The sequence below is a fragment of the Flavobacterium sp. UBA6135 genome (assembly GCF_002428305.1).
Taxonomy (GTDB): Bacteria; Bacteroidota; Bacteroidia; order Flavobacteriales; family Flavobacteriaceae; genus Flavobacterium.
In genome coordinates this window covers 22,799-42,471 of the sequence record NZ_DIVJ01000039.1, presented here as the reverse complement: position 1 = coordinate 42,471, position 19,673 = coordinate 22,799, and the positions used below count along the sequence as shown (strand labels likewise).

19 protein-coding genes are annotated in these 19,673 nt (G+C 34.2%); 9 read left to right on the top strand and 10 right to left on the bottom strand.

All coding sequences use genetic code 11. The annotated features are described in order from the left end of the window. The first annotated feature begins 1 nt into the window (after nt 1). The 3 genes from glmM (at nt 2) to B3L86_RS10025 (ending at nt 3,648) form a co-directional block, all read left to right on the top strand. Nucleotides 2-1,411 (top strand): phosphoglucosamine mutase, encoded by a 1,410-nt coding sequence (glmM, locus tag B3L86_RS10035; protein ID WP_291118422.1) that lies wholly within the window; start codon nt 2-4, stop codon nt 1,409-1,411. Between the two features lie 4 nt (nt 1,412-1,415). Beyond that, nucleotides 1,416-2,063 carry a peptide deformylase gene (gene def, locus B3L86_RS10030; RefSeq protein ID WP_291118420.1) on the top strand — a complete coding sequence of 216 codons (648 nt, stop codon included), beginning with the start codon at nt 1,416-1,418 and terminating at the stop codon, nt 2,061-2,063. 100 nt (nt 2,064-2,163) lie between these two features. Then, nucleotides 2,164-3,648, top strand: a complete 1,485-nt coding sequence (locus B3L86_RS10025) for an aminotransferase class V-fold PLP-dependent enzyme (protein ID WP_291118418.1) — start codon at nt 2,164-2,166, stop codon at nt 3,646-3,648. Here the strand turns inward: B3L86_RS10025 and B3L86_RS10020 are convergent, their stop codons facing one another. Further along, on the bottom strand, nt 3,649-4,527 hold the full coding sequence (locus B3L86_RS10020; protein WP_291118416.1) for a lysophospholipid acyltransferase family protein: 879 nt from the start codon (nt 4,525-4,527) through the stop codon (nt 3,649-3,651). Nucleotides 4,528-4,632: 105 nt separating this feature from the next. Here B3L86_RS10020 and B3L86_RS10015 point away from each other — a divergent pair, with 105 nt between their 5' ends. Next, nucleotides 4,633-5,274 carry a rhomboid family intramembrane serine protease gene (locus B3L86_RS10015; RefSeq protein ID WP_291118414.1) on the top strand — a complete coding sequence of 214 codons (642 nt, stop codon included), beginning with the start codon at nt 4,633-4,635 and terminating at the stop codon, nt 5,272-5,274. Nucleotides 5,275-5,343: 69 nt separating this feature from the next. After that, entirely contained in the window at nt 5,344-6,033 is a 690-nt protein-coding gene (locus B3L86_RS10010; RefSeq protein ID WP_291118412.1) for an SIMPL domain-containing protein, read from the top strand. Between the two features lie 100 nt (nt 6,034-6,133). Here the strand turns inward: B3L86_RS10010 and B3L86_RS10005 are convergent, their stop codons facing one another. The 4 genes from B3L86_RS10005 to prmA form a co-directional block, all read right to left on the bottom strand. After that, on the bottom strand, nt 6,134-8,950 hold the full coding sequence (locus B3L86_RS10005; RefSeq protein ID WP_291118410.1) for a helix-turn-helix and ligand-binding sensor domain-containing protein: 2,817 nt from the start codon (nt 8,948-8,950) through the stop codon (nt 6,134-6,136). Nucleotides 8,951-9,073: 123 nt separating this feature from the next. After that, the gene (locus tag B3L86_RS10000; RefSeq protein ID WP_291118408.1) at nt 9,074-10,357 is read right to left on the bottom strand and encodes a sterol desaturase family protein; all 1,284 of its coding nucleotides are present in this window, start codon (nt 10,355-10,357) and stop codon (nt 9,074-9,076) included. 7 nt (nt 10,358-10,364) lie between these two features. Beyond that, a complete protein-coding gene (locus B3L86_RS09995) occupies nt 10,365-10,640 on the bottom strand; it encodes an ATP-dependent Clp protease adaptor ClpS (protein WP_291118406.1) in 276 nt (91 codons plus the stop codon). Nucleotides 10,641-10,694: 54 nt separating this feature from the next. Beyond that, nucleotides 10,695-11,534, bottom strand: a complete 840-nt coding sequence (gene prmA, locus B3L86_RS09990; protein WP_291118404.1) for a 50S ribosomal protein L11 methyltransferase — start codon at nt 11,532-11,534, stop codon at nt 10,695-10,697. A 91-nt stretch (nt 11,535-11,625) separates the two neighbouring features. On the opposite strand from prmA, the gene B3L86_RS09985 reads away from it, so the two are divergent. Next, nucleotides 11,626-12,843 (top strand): porin, encoded by a 1,218-nt coding sequence (locus tag B3L86_RS09985; protein WP_291118402.1) that lies wholly within the window; start codon nt 11,626-11,628, stop codon nt 12,841-12,843. A 63-nt stretch (nt 12,844-12,906) separates the two neighbouring features. Here the strand turns inward: B3L86_RS09985 and B3L86_RS09980 are convergent, their stop codons facing one another. Next, complete coding sequence (locus B3L86_RS09980; RefSeq protein WP_291118400.1) at nt 12,907-13,299, bottom strand: SRPBCC family protein; 393 nt, start codon at nt 13,297-13,299, stop codon at nt 12,907-12,909. A gap of 50 nt (nt 13,300-13,349) precedes the next feature. Next, the gene (pyrE, locus tag B3L86_RS09975; protein ID WP_291118398.1) at nt 13,350-13,991 is read right to left on the bottom strand and encodes an orotate phosphoribosyltransferase; all 642 of its coding nucleotides are present in this window, start codon (nt 13,989-13,991) and stop codon (nt 13,350-13,352) included. A 7-nt stretch (nt 13,992-13,998) separates the two neighbouring features. Here pyrE and B3L86_RS09970 point away from each other — a divergent pair, with 7 nt between their 5' ends. Both B3L86_RS09970 and B3L86_RS09965 read left to right on the top strand, forming a co-directional pair. Continuing rightward, nucleotides 13,999-14,583, top strand: coding sequence for an NUDIX hydrolase (locus B3L86_RS09970; protein WP_291118397.1), 585 nt, complete (start codon nt 13,999-14,001; stop codon nt 14,581-14,583). A 137-nt stretch (nt 14,584-14,720) separates the two neighbouring features. Next, nucleotides 14,721-15,107 (top strand): hypothetical protein, encoded by a 387-nt coding sequence (locus tag B3L86_RS09965; RefSeq protein ID WP_291118396.1) that lies wholly within the window; start codon nt 14,721-14,723, stop codon nt 15,105-15,107. 109 nt (nt 15,108-15,216) lie between these two features. Here B3L86_RS09965 and B3L86_RS09960 read toward each other — a convergent pair whose 3' ends face one another. Next, on the bottom strand, nt 15,217-16,941 hold the full coding sequence (locus B3L86_RS09960; protein WP_291118394.1) for a M14 family metallopeptidase: 1,725 nt from the start codon (nt 16,939-16,941) through the stop codon (nt 15,217-15,219). Nucleotides 16,942-17,182: 241 nt separating this feature from the next. Here B3L86_RS09960 and B3L86_RS09955 point away from each other — a divergent pair, with 241 nt between their 5' ends. Beyond that, the gene (locus tag B3L86_RS09955) at nt 17,183-18,529 is read left to right on the top strand and encodes a DEAD/DEAH box helicase (protein ID WP_291118392.1); all 1,347 of its coding nucleotides are present in this window, start codon (nt 17,183-17,185) and stop codon (nt 18,527-18,529) included. A gap of 57 nt (nt 18,530-18,586) precedes the next feature. Here the strand turns inward: B3L86_RS09955 and coaD are convergent, their stop codons facing one another. Together coaD and B3L86_RS09945 are read right to left on the bottom strand one after the other, a co-directional pair. Next, nucleotides 18,587-19,039, bottom strand: coding sequence for a pantetheine-phosphate adenylyltransferase (gene coaD / locus B3L86_RS09950; RefSeq protein ID WP_291118390.1), 453 nt, complete (start codon nt 19,037-19,039; stop codon nt 18,587-18,589). Next, nucleotides 19,039-19,650, bottom strand: a complete 612-nt coding sequence (locus B3L86_RS09945; RefSeq protein ID WP_291118389.1) for a zinc-ribbon domain-containing protein — start codon at nt 19,648-19,650, stop codon at nt 19,039-19,041. The genes coaD and B3L86_RS09945 overlap by 1 nt, the downstream gene beginning before the upstream one ends. Nucleotides 19,651-19,673: the final 23 nt, after the last annotated feature.

Sequence of the window (19,673 nt, the reverse complement as noted above, 5' to 3'; positions counted from 1 at the left end):
AATGACACTTATAAAATCAATTTCAGGAATTCGTGGAACCATTGGCGGTAAAGTAGGCGATAATTTAACCCCGGTGGATGCCGTTAAATTTGCTTCAGCGTATGGCACTTTTTTAAAAAATTCGCAACCTGCTCCCGAAACTTCTGGACGGAACTCGAAACTAAAAGTAGTAATTGGTCGCGATGCCCGAATTTCAGGCCCAATGATTCACAATTTGGTGTTGAATACCTTGGTAGGTTTAGGAATTGATGTGATTGATTTGGGATTGTCTACAACGCCAACGGTAGAAATTGCTGTTCCTTTAGAAAATGCCGACGGTGGAATTATCCTTACTGCTTCTCACAATCCAAAACAGTGGAATGCCTTGAAATTATTAAATGAAAAAGGGGAGTTTTTAAATGGAGCTGAAGGAGCAAAAATTTTAGAAATAGCCGAAGCGGAAGCTTTTGAGTTTTCAGCAGTAGATGATTTAGGAACCATTACTGAAAATGATGCTTATATGGATATTCATATCGATGAGGTGTTGAATTTACCTTTGGTTGATGTAGAAGCAGTTGCCAAAAGAAAATTTAAAGTGGTGGTTGATGGTGTGAATTCTTCAGGAGGTGTAATCATCCCAAAATTATTAGAACAAATGGGTGTTGAGGTCGTTAAGTTATACTGCGAACCCAACGGACATTTTCCGCACAATCCGGAACCTTTAAAAGAACATCTGGGAGACATTTGTGAATTAGTGGTAGCCGAAAAAGCCGATTTCGGAATTGTGGTGGATCCTGACGTAGATCGTTTGGCATTTATTTCCAACGACGGGGAAATGTTTGGCGAAGAATATACCTTAGTGGCTTGTGCCGATTATGTATTGAGTAAAACACCCGGAAATACGGTTTCTAATTTGTCTTCGTCAAGAGCCTTAAGAGATATCACGTTAAAACACAACGGAAACTATCAAGCCAGTGCGGTTGGCGAAGTAAACGTAGTGGAGTTAATGAAAGCGACCAATGCCATCATCGGTGGTGAAGGTAATGGCGGTATCATTTATCCGGAATCGCATTACGGAAGAGACAGTCTCGTTGGTGTCGCTTTATTTTTAACACATTTGGCTGCTTTGGATGTGACAGTTGCAGAATTGAGAGCTTCCTATCCGCAGTATTATATGAGCAAAAACAAAATTGAATTGACGCCGCAAATCGATGTGGATGCGATTTTAGAAACCATTTCAAAAAAATATGCTCACGAGAAAATTAGTACGATTGATGGCGTAAAAATAGATTTCCCGTCAGAATGGGTGCATTTGCGAAAATCAAATACAGAACCGATCATTCGTATTTATACGGAAGCACCAACACAACATGATGCCGATGCTCTGGCATTGCGAATTATTCAAGAAATTGAAGCAATTGTAAACACATAATAGGATGAAAAAAGTAAGTTTGTTTTTGGTAGTTTTACTGGTTTCGATGACCGCTTTTTCGCAAAGCTTTTCAAAAGTAGAACGAGATTTGATTCTTTCCGGTCCGGAAACGGAGATGTTACGCGTGACGCAAGTCACAGATTCAGCAGATTTGAAAATTCTGAAAGCTGTTTCAACGGATATTAATCCCAAAGACAAGCTAATTCCGGTTTTAGCCAAACGAATGTATCTGGCCATGCGTGATCCCGCCAGACCCGGAGTGGGAATTGCCGCTCCTCAAGTAGGCATTAATAAAAATATAATTTGGGTGCAACGTTTTGATAAACCCAATGAACCCTTTGAATATTATGTGAATCCAAAAATCGTTTGGCGTTCCAATTTAATTCGAAAAGGAGCAGAGGGCTGTTTGTCCATACCTGATGAACGTGGTGATGTGTATCGAAATTATACCATACAAATTTCTTATTTCGATGCAAAAGGGAATTTTAAACAAGAAGTTATTGAAGGTTTTACTGCCGTTATTTTTCAACATGAGATTGACCATTTAAATGGTATTTTATTTACGGATAGAATGATAGAACAACTTACTTTTAAAGAGATTCCATTAAGTGAAACTATAAAATTATCTTTAGAAAGCGAAACAAAGAGATAGGTATAACGAATTCTAACCAACTTGTTATTTCCTTAAATAGAACACAACTAACGCTTTCGTTTTTTTTTAATTAATGTATCTTTGCCCAAACATTCAAGTTATGGTTACCAATGAAACTGCAACACAATTAGAACTTTACTTTCAACAATTTCGAAATAATATCATCGGAATTGACCAAGAATTTAGTTCCCCTTTCGGAAAACAAAAAATTATTTACACGGATTGGACAGCAAGCGGAAGATTGTATCGTGCCATTGAAGAGAAGTTGATGAATCAGTTTGGGCCTTTTGTAGCCAATACACATACAGAAACCACCATTACGGGAACGGCGATGACCATGGCTTACCACGAAGCACGAAATATCATTAAAAAGCATGTCAATGCCAATTCAAATGATGTTTTAATTACTGACGGAACCGGAATGACGGGTGTTGTGAATAAGTTTCAACGCATTTTAGGTTTGCGAATTCCTGAAAATTTAAAAGAATTTACTACGATTCCTGATGCGTTAAAACCAATTGTTTTTATTTCGCACATGGAACACCATTCCAATCAAACATCGTGGTTGGAAACTATTGCCGATGTGGAGGTAATTCCTGCTGATGACGAAGGGTTGTTTTGTAGTAACGAATTAAAAAAATTAGTTGAAAAATACCAAGACCGTGTTTTTAAAATTGCGTCAATTACTTCATGCTCCAATGTAACAGGAATCAGAACGCCTTATCACGAGGTGGCCAAGTTAATGCACCAAAACAACGGGGTGTGTTTTGTGGATTTTGCCTGTTCCGGACCTTATGTTGAAATTGATATGCATCCCGAAGATCCGGAAAGTTATTTGGATGCCATTTTCTTTTCACCACACAAGTTTTTAGGTGGTCCTGGAACTTCAGGCGTTTTGGTGTTTAATCAAAATTTATATAAAAACAATGTGCCTGATTGTCCGGGTGGCGGAACCGTAAGCTGGACAAATCCTTGGGGTGAACACAAATACATCGACAATATTGAAGACAGAGAAGATGGAGGAACGCCAGGATTTCTGCAAGTGATTAAAACCGCTTTAGCCATTCAACTAAAAGAAAAAATGGGTGTTCAAAATATTTTAGAACGCGAACATGAATTGGTAGCCTATATCTTCGAACAATTAGGGGCTATTGAAAATATTAAAATTTTAGCCGGTCAACACCAAAACCGATTGGGTGTAATTTCGTTTTATATTGATGAGTTGCATTTTAATTTGGGTGTAAAAATGCTAAACGATCGTTTTGGTATTCAAACCCGTGGCGGATGTAGTTGTGCCGGAACTTATGGACATTATTTGTTGCATGTGGACCAACAAACATCCAATGATTTGGTGTGTCAAATTACCTCAGGCGATTTAATTAAAAAACCGGGTTGGATCAGAATGTCCATTCATCCTACTACTACGTCAGAAGAGATTAAGAAAGTTTGCGAAAGCATCAAACAAGTAGCAGCCAACCACAAAACGTGGAGCGAAGACTATATTTATGATGGGAAAACCAATAATTTCTACCATAAAAACGATACAATCCCTGAAAAAGAAATGGTAAAAAGTTGGTTTCTGTAATTAGCTAACTTGCCTTTTGTGTTTCCAGCGTTTGTGCGTCCACAAATAATATTCTGGAGCTTCCAATATTTGAGCTTCCACTTTTCTCATGAAAAGCGTGGTTAACTCAAAATCAGGAACACTTTTCGGATTATCAGACATGAGTTCAAAACGACATTCATAATAACCGCGTTTTACTTTTTTAATGTGCATGTAAACCATAACCATATCATATTTCTTGGCTAAAATTTCTGCTCCGGTCTGCACTGGTGTTTCAATACCAAAAAAAGTATCCCAATGAATAGCTCTTGAAGCTCTTGGAGATTGATCACTCGCAAAACCATAAATGCTTTTTATTCCTTTTGCAAAATTGGATTCAATCGTTGGAATTGTCTCTTTAGTATTGATTAAAGTAGCACCAAATTTTGATCGGATTTTTCGAATTAGTTTGTCAAAATAGGGATTGGATATTTTTTTATAAATGGCAAACGACTCGTGAGAAAGCTTGTTGTTGATGGAAATAGACCATTCATAACTCGCATAATGTGAAGTCATAATAGCAATACTCTTTCCGTTTTGCTCTATTTCTTGCATCAATGAAAGATTAGAAATCACAAAACGTTTATCCATTTCCGCTTTAGAAATCGTCATGGTTTTGATCATTTCTAAAAATAAATCACACATGTGACTGTAAAACTTCTTTTCTATGGATTTTTGTTCCGCAACCGATAAATGAGGTAAAGCTATTTCTAAATTTTTTCGAACGGTTTTTATTCTGTAACCAAAAACACGGTAAGTAAAAAAACAAACCAAATCCGAAAAAGCATAAAAGACAGGAAACGGAAGTATTGAAATAATCCAAAGTAGGGGATACAATACTACATATAATAAAAATTGCATGTATTTATTTTTACGCAAATATACGGCTTATTCTAATTTTATAAATATTGGTTTCTAAAAAGCTAAAAAACTATTACTATTTTTACAAAAATTAAAAAGTATAAAATGACAGCTATCTTGATTGTAATTATTGTGGCCAATGTTTTAATAAGTTATAAAGCATTTCAAGATGATTATTTTTTTAGAAAATATGAATTTCATATTGGTAGTATTCGTTCCGGTGAAAGTTTGAGAATGATTACATCGGCTTTTTTGCATGTTGATATGGCTCATTTGGCGTTCAATATGATTACACTTTTTTTCTTTGCTCCCGTTGTCATTTCAAATTTAGGAACCCTTTCATTCTTATTGGTTTATTTTGGAAGCTTAATTTGCGGAAGCTTATTAACCTTACAATTTCACAAAGATGAGTTTCATTATAGGGCTGTTGGTGCATCAGGAGCGGTAACAGGGGTTTTGTATGCTGCAATATTACTTAAACCGGATATGAATTTGTATTTGTTTTTTATACCTATTCCAATTCCTGCTTATGTTTTTGGTATCGGATATTTGCTGTATTCCATTTATGGCATGAAATCCAGACGAGATAATATTGGTCATACGGCTCATTTTGGTGGAGCTATTGGTGGTTATGCCATCACGTTATTTAATCAACCACATTTGTTTGTAGAAAACACATTTATGGTGGTTCTTTTAGCAATACCCATCATCATTTTGTTTATTTTGGCAAAATCCGGTAAAATTTAAAAGTAATAGTTGAAACAATTATTTCTGGCATGTTAATTGGTTCAGGGAAAATGATAAAAATTTATAATCATGAAAAAAATAGTAGTTCTTTTATTTTTGGTTTCTCAAACGTTTATTCAAGCACAGGAAATCAAACAAATCCCCCAAATTTCGGTTAACGGACAAGGTAAAATTAAAGTGGTGCCGGATAGGGCTGTCATTATCATTGGTATTCAAAATTCCGGTAAGGATGCCAAAACAGTAAAGAATGAGAATGATATTACTGCAGATAAAGTTATAAAATTTCTAAAAAAATACGAAGCAAAAACAGCGGATTTTAAAACTACCCAAGTGAGTTTAAATCAGGTGTATGATTACCAAAAAAAACAAACCAATTACCAAGCCTCTCAAACCACTACGATTACCTTAAAAGATTTGACAAAATATGATGAAATGATTATTGGTTTAATGGGTCAAGGAGTAAATAGAATTTCAAATGTAGAATTCAAATCTTCTAAAATGGCAGAATTGGAAGCACAAGCCAGAAAAGAAGCTGTTTTAGATGCCAAAAAGAAAGCAGAGGATTTTACTAGTCCATTAGGTCAAAAAGTGGGGAAAGCAATTCAGATAAATGATAATTCAGCAGGTTATTTTCCTCCAATGTATAAAAATGCTTATGCCATGGAAATGGCACAAGATTCAGATGCAAATCGTGAAACCATTGCGATTGGTGAAATTGAAATCCTTGTGAATGTTAGCGTGAGTTTTATATTGGAATAAATCATACTAATTGCGAACTTTCAAAATCCGTATTAATCCGTTACATCCAAATAACCTAAAGACTGAAAGGTCAGTGGCTAATCACTAATTATCACACTGCTCAAATAGACAAAATATACTCTACTAATCCCTGTTCATGGGGTAAATCCATTTTTTTGCGTAAACGGTAGCGTTTGATTTCCACACTTCGCACCGATATATTCAATAAGGGTGCAATTTCTTTAGACGAAAGATTCAATCGCAAATACGCACAAAGTCGTAAATCATTTGGAGTTAATGAGGAGTGTTCCGCTTTTATCTTCTTTAAGAAATCTTTATCAACGTTATTGAAAGCATCTTTAAAGACATTCCAAGTATCTTCCTCATTGATGTTTTTACTGATAGTAGAAATAACTGATTTGATGCTTCTATTTTGATTGGCTTCCGAAGTTTTTTTCAAGTCTTCTTTGATAAGAGTCAGGAGTTCGTTCTTTTTGATTAATGTCATCGTAGAAGCAGCCAATTCTTTGTTTTTGGTTTCAAAATCGTGTTCCAATTGTTGGTTTTTGATTCGCATCAATTCTTGTTCGGTTTCTAATTCTTTAATTTCCAATAATCGGTTGTTTTCTTCAATCAATTTTTCTTGTTGTTTTTTGTAGTAACGTTTATAGGATTTATTGATAAAATAGACCAAAACAAAGAATAGTATGATATACAGAAGTACTGCCAAATTGCTTGAATACCAAGGTTTGTCTATCTCAAACGTATAACTTGCTAGGCTCTCTGATATGGTGCTGCCTATTTTAGCCCGTACTTTAAAAACATAACTTCCGGGGTTTAAATTTTTAAAATTCACATTCGATTCAGTACTCCAAGAACTCCAATCTTCTTGCAAACCTTCTAGTAGATACTGGTATTCAGCATTGACATATTTGTTGTATTCCGGAACAGTGAAGTTAAAAGTAATATTATTTTCTTTGGGTTTAAATGTCCCATTTTCAGTTAACGAGACATAATGGAACAAGTCATTTTGCTTGTTCACCATGATGTTTTTGATATAAATTCTATATTTATTGAAATAGAGATCATCAACCGCTATGGTGTTATAGCCATCTGTAGTTCCAATTAAATAAAGAGCATTCGAAATTTGTGTGATATTTTCATAACCCAACATCGAATTGGTCATCGAAGAAGGTATAGGAATAATACTGTGTTTTAACTCGGAACTCAATTTGCCGAAAGAGAAATTGTTGATGTAATTTTTAGTAAAAAACCAAAGTTTATCCGAATGATCCACCATCAATTTACCCGAGATGTATTCGTCTTTTTCAAACACTTTACTCAGATTTTCATCTTTTTTAAATTGTTTGGTTTTTGGATTGTACACAAAAATTCCATTTTTGTAGGCATAATAAATTTTTGAATTGAACTTCGTTAGTCCTGCATTCTTTCCTTTTTCAGGAAAAGTAAAAGTGTCATATTGCAAAACTTTGGTCCAATCGGCATTCATTTTTATATGGTAAACGCCTTTGTATTCATGACTAACAATGAGTTCATCACTACCTGTACTTTCAAAATATTTAGAAGAAAAATCAAATCCGGAAATCTTGTTGCGATACCTCCAGGTGTTGTTTACTTTTTCAAGTACAGAAATACCATAATAATTACCTTGAAGTAGTAAATTTTTATTGGTAGGATGTTCTAAAAATTTCCAAGTTCCCGAGGAGGTATAAATGTTTTTAGCGGCTAGATTTTCAATGATAAAAGTGCCAAAATCATGAGCACAAAAAAGTTTGCCGTCATGAGAAAATAAAGACCATACTTGTCCGTTGGTTCCGTTGACAAAATTGAAATCACCAAGTGCGTCTTGATTTTTATAAAACAATCCCTGATTGGTGCCAATATATAATTTACCTTGGTGAACTATGGAAGCATATACTGTCCCCAAAACTCCGGTTTTATCTACATAACTTCGAATGGGAGATTTTAAATTGATACAATTGATGCCGTTATCCAAACCTATCCAAATGTTAGAATCATGGTCTTCAAAAAGCGAAAGTGCTGTGTTGTTACTAATCCCTTTGTTTTGATTAATATGATAGATTTTCTTGCCGTCATTCGATAACACATAAATACCGTTGGAAACCGTTCCGATAGCTATTGTTCCGTCTCTTAAAATATGGAAGCAATAAATACTGCTGGAGATCAATTCTTGGTCGATATCGGTTTTCCACTTCATAATTTTCGAATCACTATAACTGTAAAAACCATTAAATTGGGTAATAACCAAAAAAGCTCCCTTAACCTGGCTCAGTGAAACAATTTTATTGGTGATGAAAAACGAATCGTTGCTGATTAACTTGCTTTTACCGTTTTCAATTTCAAATAATCCTTCACTAACAGTTTGATAATAAATAGAATTGTTGACAATATATGCTTTGAATAGACCGCTTTTCGGACTGATAATTTGGAACGATTCTGTCTTGGTATCATAAACAAAAAGTTGGTTCAACGATTGAAAAATCACCCAATGGTCAAAGTCTAAAATAGTCCAAAATTGCTCGTCATCTACAATCTTTGCTTTTACTTTGTCACTCAACGAGGTGTATTCCAGACGGCCTTTTTTATTGCGAACCCAATAGCCAAACTCCATATAACAACCGGTGTAAATCCGCTCGCCAATGACGGTTACCGAACGTAAAATGGTTTCGTTGGGTGATGGATATAACGTCCATACCGAACCGTCAAATTCCAATAAACCTTCGTTGTTGGCATAATACAAAAAATGGTCAGCATCCTGTGCAATCATCCAGTTTTGATAACCTGCACCATATTCGGTTGTGGAATATTTAGTGATTGGCGGTAAATCTTGAGCCAATAACGGAGTAGTAAAGAAAATAAGAGATAGTAATGAGAAATGAATAAAATTTCGCAACATTTTTTAAACGATTAATTTTTAAAGATACTAAAAAAACTAAAATCCATAACAAAATCAAAACTGGATTCGTTTTAAACTAGTAGGAGGATAGGTGATAAAAAATAAAAGGACGGTACAGATACTTTATGAGCGGAGTCTGTCTTTTATTTTCAATTCGGAGTATGACTTAAATTCTTGATTGACAAAATAAAAAGTCACCATAAGTGAAAACAGTAAATAAATTGAAATCAAAAGGTTTCCGAAAGGGATGTTGTTGCTGATTCCAAACCAGTCGTTAAAAAAATACAGACAACCAAAACCAAAAGTTACTTTTAAAACTTCCCACAAGAGTGCCGTTTTGTTAGTATCCATCAATTCACTATAACTATAAATGGTAATAAAAACAAACAAACCATAAAGCAACAATTGTGTTGGAGCAAGGGTGCCAATGTTCGCAAAAAAATAGCTCACCAATCCAAGTGTGGCAAATAGTTGAAACAACGACCAATATTTTAATCTTTCAGAATGTATCGGATTGTATTTTTCAAAATGATACACATCTTCAATTTTTTGAACGGGATATTTTTCTTCAAAATGTTCCGGTCGCCAACCTGTTGGCATGAACCAAATTTTGAGCTTGTCCACCCATTTTTCAGCACGCCAAGCGTCCTTGCACAACAACCACAAATGCTGAAAATTTATCTTAATGGGATTCCATGTTTGTGCCGGACGTGTGATGCCGTAAACAGGAGGAACAGCATCTAATTCTTCTTGAAAGGTGCCGAAAAGTTTGTCCCAGATGATGAATATTTGTCCGTGATTCTTGTCCAAATATTCTTTATTAATGGCATGATGCACCCGATGATGAGAAGGAGTGACGATTATTTTTTCCAAAAAACCCATTTTGTCAATGTGTTTGGTGTGGTACCAAAATTGAAGAAATAAATGGATCGGTAAAACAGTTGCAATCACAATGGAAGGAACTCCAAAAAAAGCAGCCGGCAACAACAAGAAAGTAAACAAATTGACAAAAGAAGAAATCGATTGGCGTAAAGCACAAGCCAAATTAAATTCCTCACTACTGTGATGAATGGCGTGCTTGTTCCAAAAAATATTAATTTGATGCGACCATCGGTGTGTCCAATAGCCATAAAAATCAATAACTATAAAAGCGATAGCATACGTTAAAAAAGTATTTTCAATAGTAAATAATGCTACTTTGGAAACAAACCAATTATAGGAAATCAAAGTTAAACTGATGCCCAAAACATCTTTAGTTGCATTGGTAATTCCGGAACTCAAACTGGAAATCCCATCCATAAGAGGAACGGTATCTTCTCCTTTATAATAGCCGTATATTTTTTCAATAACAATCAGTACCAAAAAAATCGGCATTGCAATGAGCAATATTTTTCCGTACTGTTCCAAAGCTTAACTATTGAATTTCTGCACTTAATCCTGCTTCTAATAATTGGGTGCATTGCGGTTCTAACTCATCATAACTACCCGTTTTAACGGCACATTTTCCTTTGTAATGAACCAAAATAGCACATTGTTCGGCCTGTAAAGCTTCATGATTACAAACTCGAATTAACGTTTCAATGACGTGATCAAAAGTATTGACATCATCATTAAAAAGAATAATTTCAAAATTATTTCCCAATAATTCCTTAACCGAAACTTCTTCTTTTACTTTTTCAATCGTACTCATTTTAATTTTTAGATTATTAGATTTTTCATATAATCCCATCTCCCATCTCCCATCTTAAACTCCCAACTCATACTTCAAACTAACCCAATTGTTTCTTTCTAACGTTTTTTGAAGCGTCAATCCTAATGCAGTACAAGCCGCATCTATAGCCGGGATATCTTCTGTATAAAACCCACTCAAAAATAATAAACCATTTTGATTTAAACAATTCACATATGTAGCCATATCGTTTAATAAAATATTTCGATTGATGTTGGCAATAATCACATCATATTTTTGATAAACCAATAGTGAGGCATCACCTTCATAAACGCTGATATGATGGCAATTATTTCGTAAGGCATTTTCAATAGAATTCAAATAACACCAATTGTCAATATCAATGGCATCAATGGGTTTTGCTCCTTTCATTTCGGCTAAAATCGCTAAAATGGCTGTGCCACATCCCATGTCAAGAGTGGTTTTATCCGTTAAATCATTTTCCAGTAAATGTTGAATCATCATGTGAGTGGTTTCATGATGTCCGGTTCCAAAACTCATTTTGGGTTCAATAACAATATCATATTTAGCATCTGTTTTTGGATGAAAAGGAGCTCTTACATGACATGTTCCGTCCACATCAATGGGTTCAAAGTTTTTTTCCCATTCTTCATTCCAATTCACTTGCTCGATTTCTTCAACCACATAACTTATCGTAAATTCAGGGGAATTTAAAATATAAATATCATCCAAAATGGAATCATCCCAAAGTTCTTTTTGCACATAAGCGGTAATTCCAAAATCAGTTTCAATAAAACTCTCAAAAGCTTTTTCGCCCAGCTCGGCAACTAGAATTTCACAGCCCAATTCTTTTGGTTCAACCGTAAAATGATAGCCTAAATATAAGTTTGACATACTTTTTTTTTGCAAAGGTAACAATCCGTTTACAAAACTTTTACATATCAAAAATTAAATTACTTTTGCGGCAACAATTCAACACAACATAATGAAAAGATTTTTAGTGCTTTTTTTAGGATTAACATCCTTGTTATCAGTAGCTCAAGACATTCAGTTTAGTACAAAAGACAATGATTTAAAACTGGCTACATTGCCCTATTACAATTACGGTAGGGGGTTAGGTTTGACATCTCCCGATAGTATTTTTCAATTAAACATTCGTTTCAGAATGCAAAATAGAATGAGTTATATAGAGTTGGAAGATCAAGATGAAATTATAGACGGTCAAATCAGAAGGTTGCGTTTGCGTTTTGATGGTTTTGTTGGAAATCCAAAGTTTTTGTATGCCATTCAATTGTCATTTGCTCCGGGCGATGTTGGTGTAATTGAAGATGGAGAAAACGTAAACATCATTCGTGATGCGGTCATGTTTTACAGACCAAATAAATATTGGAGTATTGCTTTTGGTCAAACAAAACTTCCCGGAAACAGACAACGTGTGAATTCATCAGGAGCTCTTCAGTTGACGGATAGAACAATTAATAATGCTCGTTTTAATATTGACCGTGATTTCGGAATTCAAACCTATTATTTACATGAAAAGAAAGATGCGTTTTCCTATAATTTAAAAACAGCAATAAGTACCGGTAACGGAAGAAATGTGACCAAAAATCCGGATAATGGCTATGCTTTAACCGGAAAAGTTGAATTGTTCCCGTTTGGAAGTTTTACGAAAGATGGAACCAATTTTGAGGGAGATATTGCTCGCGAAACAACTCCAAAAGTCATGGTTTCAGGCGTTTTACATAAAAACATAAGGGCTAGATTTACACAAGGTCAATTGGGAGATGACCTGTTTGACAAACGCAACATGCAGTCGGTCCTATTAGATGCTATGATAAAATATGACGGTTGGTCATTTATGACAACTTATATGAACCGTACAGCAAACGATCCAATTACCTATAATCCTGAAGATAACACTCAGTTTAAGTACATTTATGTAGGTGAAGGAATGGATTATCAATTAAGTTATTTGTTTTTGAACAACATCGAGTTAATCGGACGTTTTTCAAATCAAAAAGTAAATGAAATTATTAAACCTTTTACACCGGATTCTAAACAGTATAGCTTTGGTGTCACAAAATATTTTTGGGAACATGCATTTAAAATTCAATCAGAACTTTCATTTGATGAATTGAGTTTTGCAAATGGATCAACCCGTAACAACTGGTATTTACGTTTTCAGGTCGAAATTGGAATTTAATCTTCAACAGATAGTAAAACAAAAACCCTTNNAAGGGTTTTTGTTTTACTATCTGTTATTTTACTATAATTTGTGCATATTTTCAGCCAAAGTCTCAATAAACTTTGAAATAGGCCCTTTAATCATCATCGCCATCATCGGGTTAAATTCGCCATCAAAAGTCAACTGCACTTCTGAACTTGTTTCAGAAAGCGGAATAATTGCACCCGTTAAAGTAAAAGGTAATTTGTCAGAAGCAGCACCCAAAACAACTTTGCTTGTAGGTACTTTTTCTTTCATTTTTAATTTAATTTCCGGCATGCCTTTTAATCCAAAAATAAACGAATCTTCACCGGTTACTTCAAATTTGGCAATGCTCTCCGGCATTAATTTTTCAAAATTTTTCACATCACTCAACGAATCAAACAGATATTGAGTTGATTTTTCTACAGCAACCTTCGGACTTTCTATATTCATTTTTTATTTTTAAGATTATTATTTTCAACCCGCAACCCGCAACTTTTAAACTAAACTCCCCAAGTAGAGGGACTCACCCGCCATTCCTGCAAAGCATGTTGTTCTTCTTCCGTAATGTATTGTTTGGCTACGGCTAACTCCAATAAATTGTCATAATTACTCAAAGTATGTAAAGTCACTCCGGCATTTTTAAAATTAGTTACCGAAACATCAAAACCATACGTAAAAATGGCAACCATTCCTTTAACAACTGCACCTTCGGCTTTTAAAGCTTCAACGGCTAGTAAACTACTGCCGCCCGTGCTGATTAAATCTTCCACCACCACAACACTTTGCCCTTTTTGAAGAAATCCTTCAATCTGATTCTGACGTCCGTGTTTTTTTGGTTCCGGTCTAACATAAACAAAAGGCAATCCCATGTATTCCGCAACAAGCATACCAATTCCGATAGCACCGGTGGCAACTCCGGCAATAACATCAGGTTTGCCATAGTGCTTTTCAATGTTTTTGGCAAATTCTTCTCTGATGTAATTTCTGATTGGAGGAAAAGAGAGTGTAATCCTATTGTCACAATAGATGGGTGACTTCCATCCCGATGCCCATGTAAAAGGATTTTTGGGATTTAATTTAATTGCGTTTATTTGTAAAAGCAATTCGGCAGTTTTTTTTGCTGTATCTTTATTAAAAATCATACCACAAATGTATAAAGTTTTTGTGAACGACAAACCACTTTTTTTGACAAATGAAATTCAAAAGGAAACGGATTTTCAATTGTTTTTGTTAGAAAGTATTGATATAAAAGAACTTATCATCAAAATTTTTAAAAATAAAGTGGATAAAGCTTTTTTATATCATCCCGATGAAAAAGAAATTCTTAAAAAATTAAAGACAAAAATCCCTGTAGAAAAAGCCGGAGGCGGTTTGGTGTATAACCAAAACAACGAAGTTTTATTTATTTTTAGAAATAAAAAATGGGATTTACCCAAAGGCGGAATTGAAAAAGGAGAAGAAATTGAAGATACCGCCATTCGTGAAGTGGAAGAAGAAACCGGAGTCACCGGATTAAAAATCATTAAAAAATTACCAAAGACATACCATATTTTCAAACGAAACGGACGCTATAAACTGAAAATTACCCATTGGTTTGAAATGAAATCATCGCACACAGGTGTGATGATACCACAAGCCAACGAAGGCATCGAAAAAGCAGAATGGAAAAACCAAGCCGAAATAGAAACGGCTTTAAAAAATTCGTATGAGAATATTAAGTTGTTGTTTGAATAAATATGTTGTTTGTGCGATAGTTTAGCTGAATTAGAATTGTATATAAATTAGAGAATTTTAAATAAAAAATGTTGAATAGGTTTAATAAAAAGCATCTTTACTTATCGTTTGCAATATCATGTGTTATATTCATTTTTTTGAATTTTATACTTGGCCCAACTTCTGTTTTTGGACTTACAGAATTTATTCATAACAAAACGGGTTACTTTTTCGGTGTTGACACAAATACTCTCGATTATTTTTTATTAGCATTAATTCCAATTTTTGGATTATTTTTAAATTCTAAAAGAAAAAGAAATAGTTTAGAAGAAATCCTAAAATATAATTTGATCATATTATTAAGTTGTTTCATTACTTTTATAATAGGATTACTTATGTTAATTACGAAAATTGGAAGTCTAGAAAATCCACTAATACCAGAATATTTGCGTGTTGAACCATTTAAAGAATACTCATTATTTATAATTGCTTTAGGGATTATTTTACCTTTTTTATTATTAAAGAAAGACATTAAAGAAACGTAAAATGGAATTCAGGAAAACGGAATAAAATAAATTTAAAGCCTAAGTACAATAAATTCATTACTTTTTGTACAAAAAAGTGCTTAAATAGTACTACATTTAATTTGTATAACTACTCTAACAATCGATATACAGGATACAAATTATGCGTTTTTTCATAATACGCAGAATTTTTATAAATCCAATCCAATTGGGCTCTTCCATTAGAAGCAAAGTCCGGTTCTGCATTTTTTTTGGCTTCAAAATCACTTTTTAATTTTAAATCTTTTTTTAATAATTCAGCGGCCAAATCTTCAAAAACATAAGCAGAATAACCTTCCTTTTGCTGTAAAATGGCATCAAAGAAATTCCAATTGAAAAAGGAATCCGGTGCTTCCGGTTCTAAGGTTTCCATTAAATATTTTATGCCGGGTTGTTGGGTTGGAATAATATAATCTCCTTTTTTCAAAAGCATTTTGTCTTGATGTATCGAAACTTTTGTAGCAGAATGATTGTAATGCCCTTCATAAGCAGTTGTACTGGTTTTAAAGTCAACAATGCGGTAATAGTCAACCTTAACCAAACTATCTTGTTGTAATGGCTTCATTTCAATTTGGTTGGTTTTTAATAAATCAATAACAGGCCACCACGATCTAGGAATGACATAGGCTTTCGGAATCACAACTTCTTTTGAAGGTAAATAATGCGTATAATAAGCTATTTGTTTTTCAAACGGCTTTTTAGAATCATAAAACAAACGGTCTTGACCGGTAACATCACTTTTTTTATAACCGGATGCATAACCTAAAAATGGAATTTTTTTTACAATACTACTGTCCAATTTCCATTGAATCGGGTAGGTGGAATTGGTGGTGAATTGCTTCCAATTGTCACTTTTAAGCTTTTTTATTTTGGAATTGTTTGCGTCAACAAAAGCAACGGTTTCCAACATAAATTCATAAGTTACTTTTACGCGATCCGAATATTTTTTCAACATATGAGTTTCCGGCATGTAGCCAATCGTACCAAAAAGTGACGTATAGCCTGTGGAATATCTTGGTAAATCCATCATCTGACTAAATCCTTTTTCGGGTGTTGCTCCATAAACGGTTACATAGGGTACACTTTCAATTTTCTTCTTTTTTAGAGCTGCCATCAAAGCAGGCGTCATTTCATCTTGTAAAAAGGCACCGATTTTGGTTCCTAGTTTTTGATGTTGGGTTTGAATGTAAGTGAAAACATATTGGTAATCAGCACCATTGCTCACATGGTTATCAATAAAAACTTCAGGATTCACTTTATGAAAAATTTCCGCAAAACTTCGTGCATTTTTGGTATCACTTTTCACAAAATCACGGTTTAAGTCATAGTTTCTAGCGTTGCCACGAAAACCATACGCTTCCGGCCCGTTTTGATTGGCTCTGGAAAATGAGTTTCGATTCAACGTGCCACCAATATTATAAGCAGGAATAAAAGCAACAATCGTATTCTTAGGAGCTTTGACTTTTCCAACTGCTAAATCTCTCAAATAGAGTAACGAGGCATCATTACCATCAGGTTCGCCGGGATGTATAGAATTGTTGATTAAAACTTTGCTTTTTGGAGTGGTGTCTAATTCAAATCTTTTATCCACATCAAAAAGCACCAAATGAAGCGGTTCTCCGGAATCAGTTAAACCCATTTCAATCATTTTAACGGTTTCAAATTGCTTGTCCAAAAGTTGGTAAAAAGCAATCAATTCTTCATAAGTAGCCGTTTGATTGCCATTTCCTTTTTCATAAGGGGTTTGAAATTGTGAGGAATTTTGACTGTAAGAAGTGAAATAACTTAAAAATAAAAGTGAGTATAATATCCGCATAGCATAGTTTTATGTTCCCAAATGTATTGACTCTTACATGTAATTCCAAATCCCAATTTATTAACTTCTAAATTCATTAACCATTAATTTTTGAACACAGATTTATAAAATTTAAGAAATTTTAAAAATACATCCTATATTTTTTATATTTCTTAAATTTTTATCATCTGTGTTCCTTCTCAAAAACTGACTACTTAATACTGACCACTGACCACTAAACTATTTCAACTATCTTTGCAAAATGTACACAAATCCACATTCCACCAATTTGCTTTTGAATTTAGGCATTGATAGCTTAAATGAGATGCAAGAAACAGCACAAGAAACCATTTTAAATGATGCCAATGTTCTGCTGCTGTCACCTACCGGTTCCGGAAAAACACTCGCTTTTTTATTGCCGATTTTTCAGCTATTGGAATCTGAAAGTACTAGCGTTCAATGTTTAATCTTGGTGCCGTCTCGCGAACTGGGTTTGCAAATTGAAGGAGTTTGGAAAAAAATGGGGACCGATTACAAAGTAAATGTTTGCTATGGTGGTCATTCCATTGATACGGAAATTAAAAACTTATCCAATCCTCCCGCTGTTTTAATTGGAACTCCCGGAAGAATTGCCGATCATATCGATAGAGGAACTTTCAAACTGGATGCTATCCAAACGTTAGTTCTAGATGAGTTTGATAAATCGTTGCAATTGGGTTTTCACGAACAAATGTCGTTTATTATTTCAAGGTTAACCAAATTGAACAAACGCATTTTGGTTTCGGCAACGGCTGCTATTGAAATTCCAAAATATACCGGAGTTTTGCATCCAACGGTTTTAGATTTTATTCCAACAGAAGAAGAAAATAATAACTTATCGTTGCGAATGGTGGTCTCAAAGGAAAAAGATAAAATCAATACGCTTTTTAAATTAATTTGTTCGTTGAAATCGCAAGCCGCTATTGTATTTTGCAACCACCGCGATGCTGCTGAGCGAATTAGTGATTCGTTAAACGAAAAAGGAATTTATGCCACCTATTATCATGGCGGAATGGACCAAGACGAACGCGAACGGGCGTTGATCCAATTTAGAAACGGAAGTGTCTCCTATTTAATCACCACCGATTTAGCCGCTCGTGGTTTGGATATCCCGGAAATGAAACACGTGATTCATTATCATTTGCCTTCCAAAGAAGAAGAGTTTACACATCGAAACGGACGTACGGCCAGAATGTTAGCATCCGGAACAGCTTATGTGGTAGCTCACGAAAGTGAAAAGAAAATGGACTATTTAGATTATGGAATGCCGGTTTTAAATGTTGAAAACGCCACTACGTTGCCAAAACCACCCGAGTTTCAAACCATTTACATCAGCGGTGGAAAGAAAAATAAATTGAATAAAATTGATATCGTAGGTTTCTTTTCCCAAAAAGGAAAATTGGATAAAAGCGATTTAGGGTTGATTGAAGTAAAAGATTTCATATCGTTTGCCGCTGTAAAATCTAAAAAAGTTAAAGAATTTTTAGCCAACATCCGCGACGAAAAAATGAAAGGTAAAAAGTTTAAAATAGAAATAGCTCGAAAAGTAATCAAGAAAGAGGAGGAGTAGGTTTTCAGTCGCAGTCGCAGTTGTCAGTTCGGATATACTGAAAACTGCGACGGCCAACTATAACTTTACCGATTCCGGAACCAAAACACTATAATCACCACCATTTCGAATGACATCACGAACAATACTCGAACTGATATAAGACGTTTGTGAAGCAGTTAATAAAAACACGGTTTCAATCTTTGATAACTTTCGATTGGTATGTGCAATGGCCTTTTCAAATTCAAAATCCGCCGGATTGCGTAAGCCACGCAAAATAAACCCTGCTTTTTCTTTTTTGCACAAGTCAATAGTTAAGCCTTCATAAGTAATCACTTTTACTTTGGGTTCATCAGCAAATGCGGCTTCAATAAACCGTTTTCGCTGTTCCAACGGAAACATGTATTTTTTTTCAGCGTTGATACCTATGGCAATAGTAATTTCATCAAAAAGGGAAACACCTCGCTTGATAATATCATAATGCCCTAAAGTAATAGGATCAAATGAACCCGGGAATATTGCTTTTTTCATTAGTTTCTTTTTATTGAAATAATCAAATTGTCTTGAAAGGCTTCTTGGATTTGAATAAAAGGTATAGTGTCTTTATATTTTGTATAGTTTTCGTTTTTATCAATTTCATCAATTTCAGATTCCAAATCAATTACATAATCATTGTTGGTTAAAAAGATTTCATTCCGTGTAATTTTATCTACTCTAGATGTTGTGAATTCTTTATCAGACACTTTAATATAATAAACATCTCCAACTTTTGGATTTTTTATATATTCTGCATCGTTTATTTTGTTTTGATAAGAGGTATAAAAACCAAAAGAAATAATTCCAACAAGAATAAATACTCCTGTAAACATCCATATTGGAATTTTTACAGGATTTCTTTCTTTTTCTCTATCAATCTTATTTTTAATAGAATCTGGTAATTCTTTATACTCAAATGTTTTCTTACAATTTGTACATTCGGTAAATGTTATTTTCTTGTAAGGAAAAAAAGGAACCCAATATATATGGGCGTATTTTCCAAAAACACTATAAATCATTGAAGAATTGGTTTCACAATGTGGACAATTAATGTTTACAATTTGTCCATTTTTAATAGTACTGGCTTTTGTTCCGAAAAATATCATTGTTCTATTTTGGTTAATTTGTA

Coding starts and splice junctions, on each gene's coding strand:
- glmM (WP_291118422.1), top strand. CDS start 2: ATGACACTTATAAAATCAATTTCAGGAATTCGTGGAACCATTGGCGGT.
- def (WP_291118420.1), top strand. CDS start 1,416: ATGAAAAAAGTAAGTTTGTTTTTGGTAGTTTTACTGGTTTCGATGACC.
- B3L86_RS10025 (WP_291118418.1), top strand. CDS start 2,164: ATGGTTACCAATGAAACTGCAACACAATTAGAACTTTACTTTCAACAA.
- B3L86_RS10020 (WP_291118416.1), bottom strand. CDS start 4,527: ATGCAATTTTTATTATATGTAGTATTGTATCCCCTACTTTGGATTATT.
- B3L86_RS10015 (WP_291118414.1), top strand. CDS start 4,633: ATGACAGCTATCTTGATTGTAATTATTGTGGCCAATGTTTTAATAAGT.
- B3L86_RS10010 (WP_291118412.1), top strand. CDS start 5,344: ATGAAAAAAATAGTAGTTCTTTTATTTTTGGTTTCTCAAACGTTTATT.
- B3L86_RS10005 (WP_291118410.1), bottom strand. CDS start 8,950: ATGTTGCGAAATTTTATTCATTTCTCATTACTATCTCTTATTTTCTTT.
- B3L86_RS09995 (WP_291118406.1), bottom strand. CDS start 10,640: ATGAGTACGATTGAAAAAGTAAAAGAAGAAGTTTCGGTTAAGGAATTA.
- prmA (WP_291118404.1), bottom strand. CDS start 11,534: ATGTCAAACTTATATTTAGGCTATCATTTTACGGTTGAACCAAAAGAA.
- B3L86_RS09985 (WP_291118402.1), top strand. CDS start 11,626: ATGAAAAGATTTTTAGTGCTTTTTTTAGGATTAACATCCTTGTTATCA.
- B3L86_RS09980 (WP_291118400.1), bottom strand. CDS start 13,299: ATGAATATAGAAAGTCCGAAGGTTGCTGTAGAAAAATCAACTCAATAT.
- pyrE (WP_291118398.1), bottom strand. CDS start 13,991: ATGATTTTTAATAAAGATACAGCAAAAAAAACTGCCGAATTGCTTTTA.
- B3L86_RS09970 (WP_291118397.1), top strand. CDS start 13,999: ATGTATAAAGTTTTTGTGAACGACAAACCACTTTTTTTGACAAATGAA.
- B3L86_RS09960 (WP_291118394.1), bottom strand. CDS start 16,941: ATGCGGATATTATACTCACTTTTATTTTTAAGTTATTTCACTTCTTAC.
- B3L86_RS09955 (WP_291118392.1), top strand. CDS start 17,183: ATGTACACAAATCCACATTCCACCAATTTGCTTTTGAATTTAGGCATT.
- coaD (WP_291118390.1), bottom strand. CDS start 19,039: ATGAAAAAAGCAATATTCCCGGGTTCATTTGATCCTATTACTTTAGGG.
- B3L86_RS09945 (WP_291118389.1), bottom strand. CDS start 19,650: ATGATATTTTTCGGAACAAAAGCCAGTACTATTAAAAATGGACAAATT.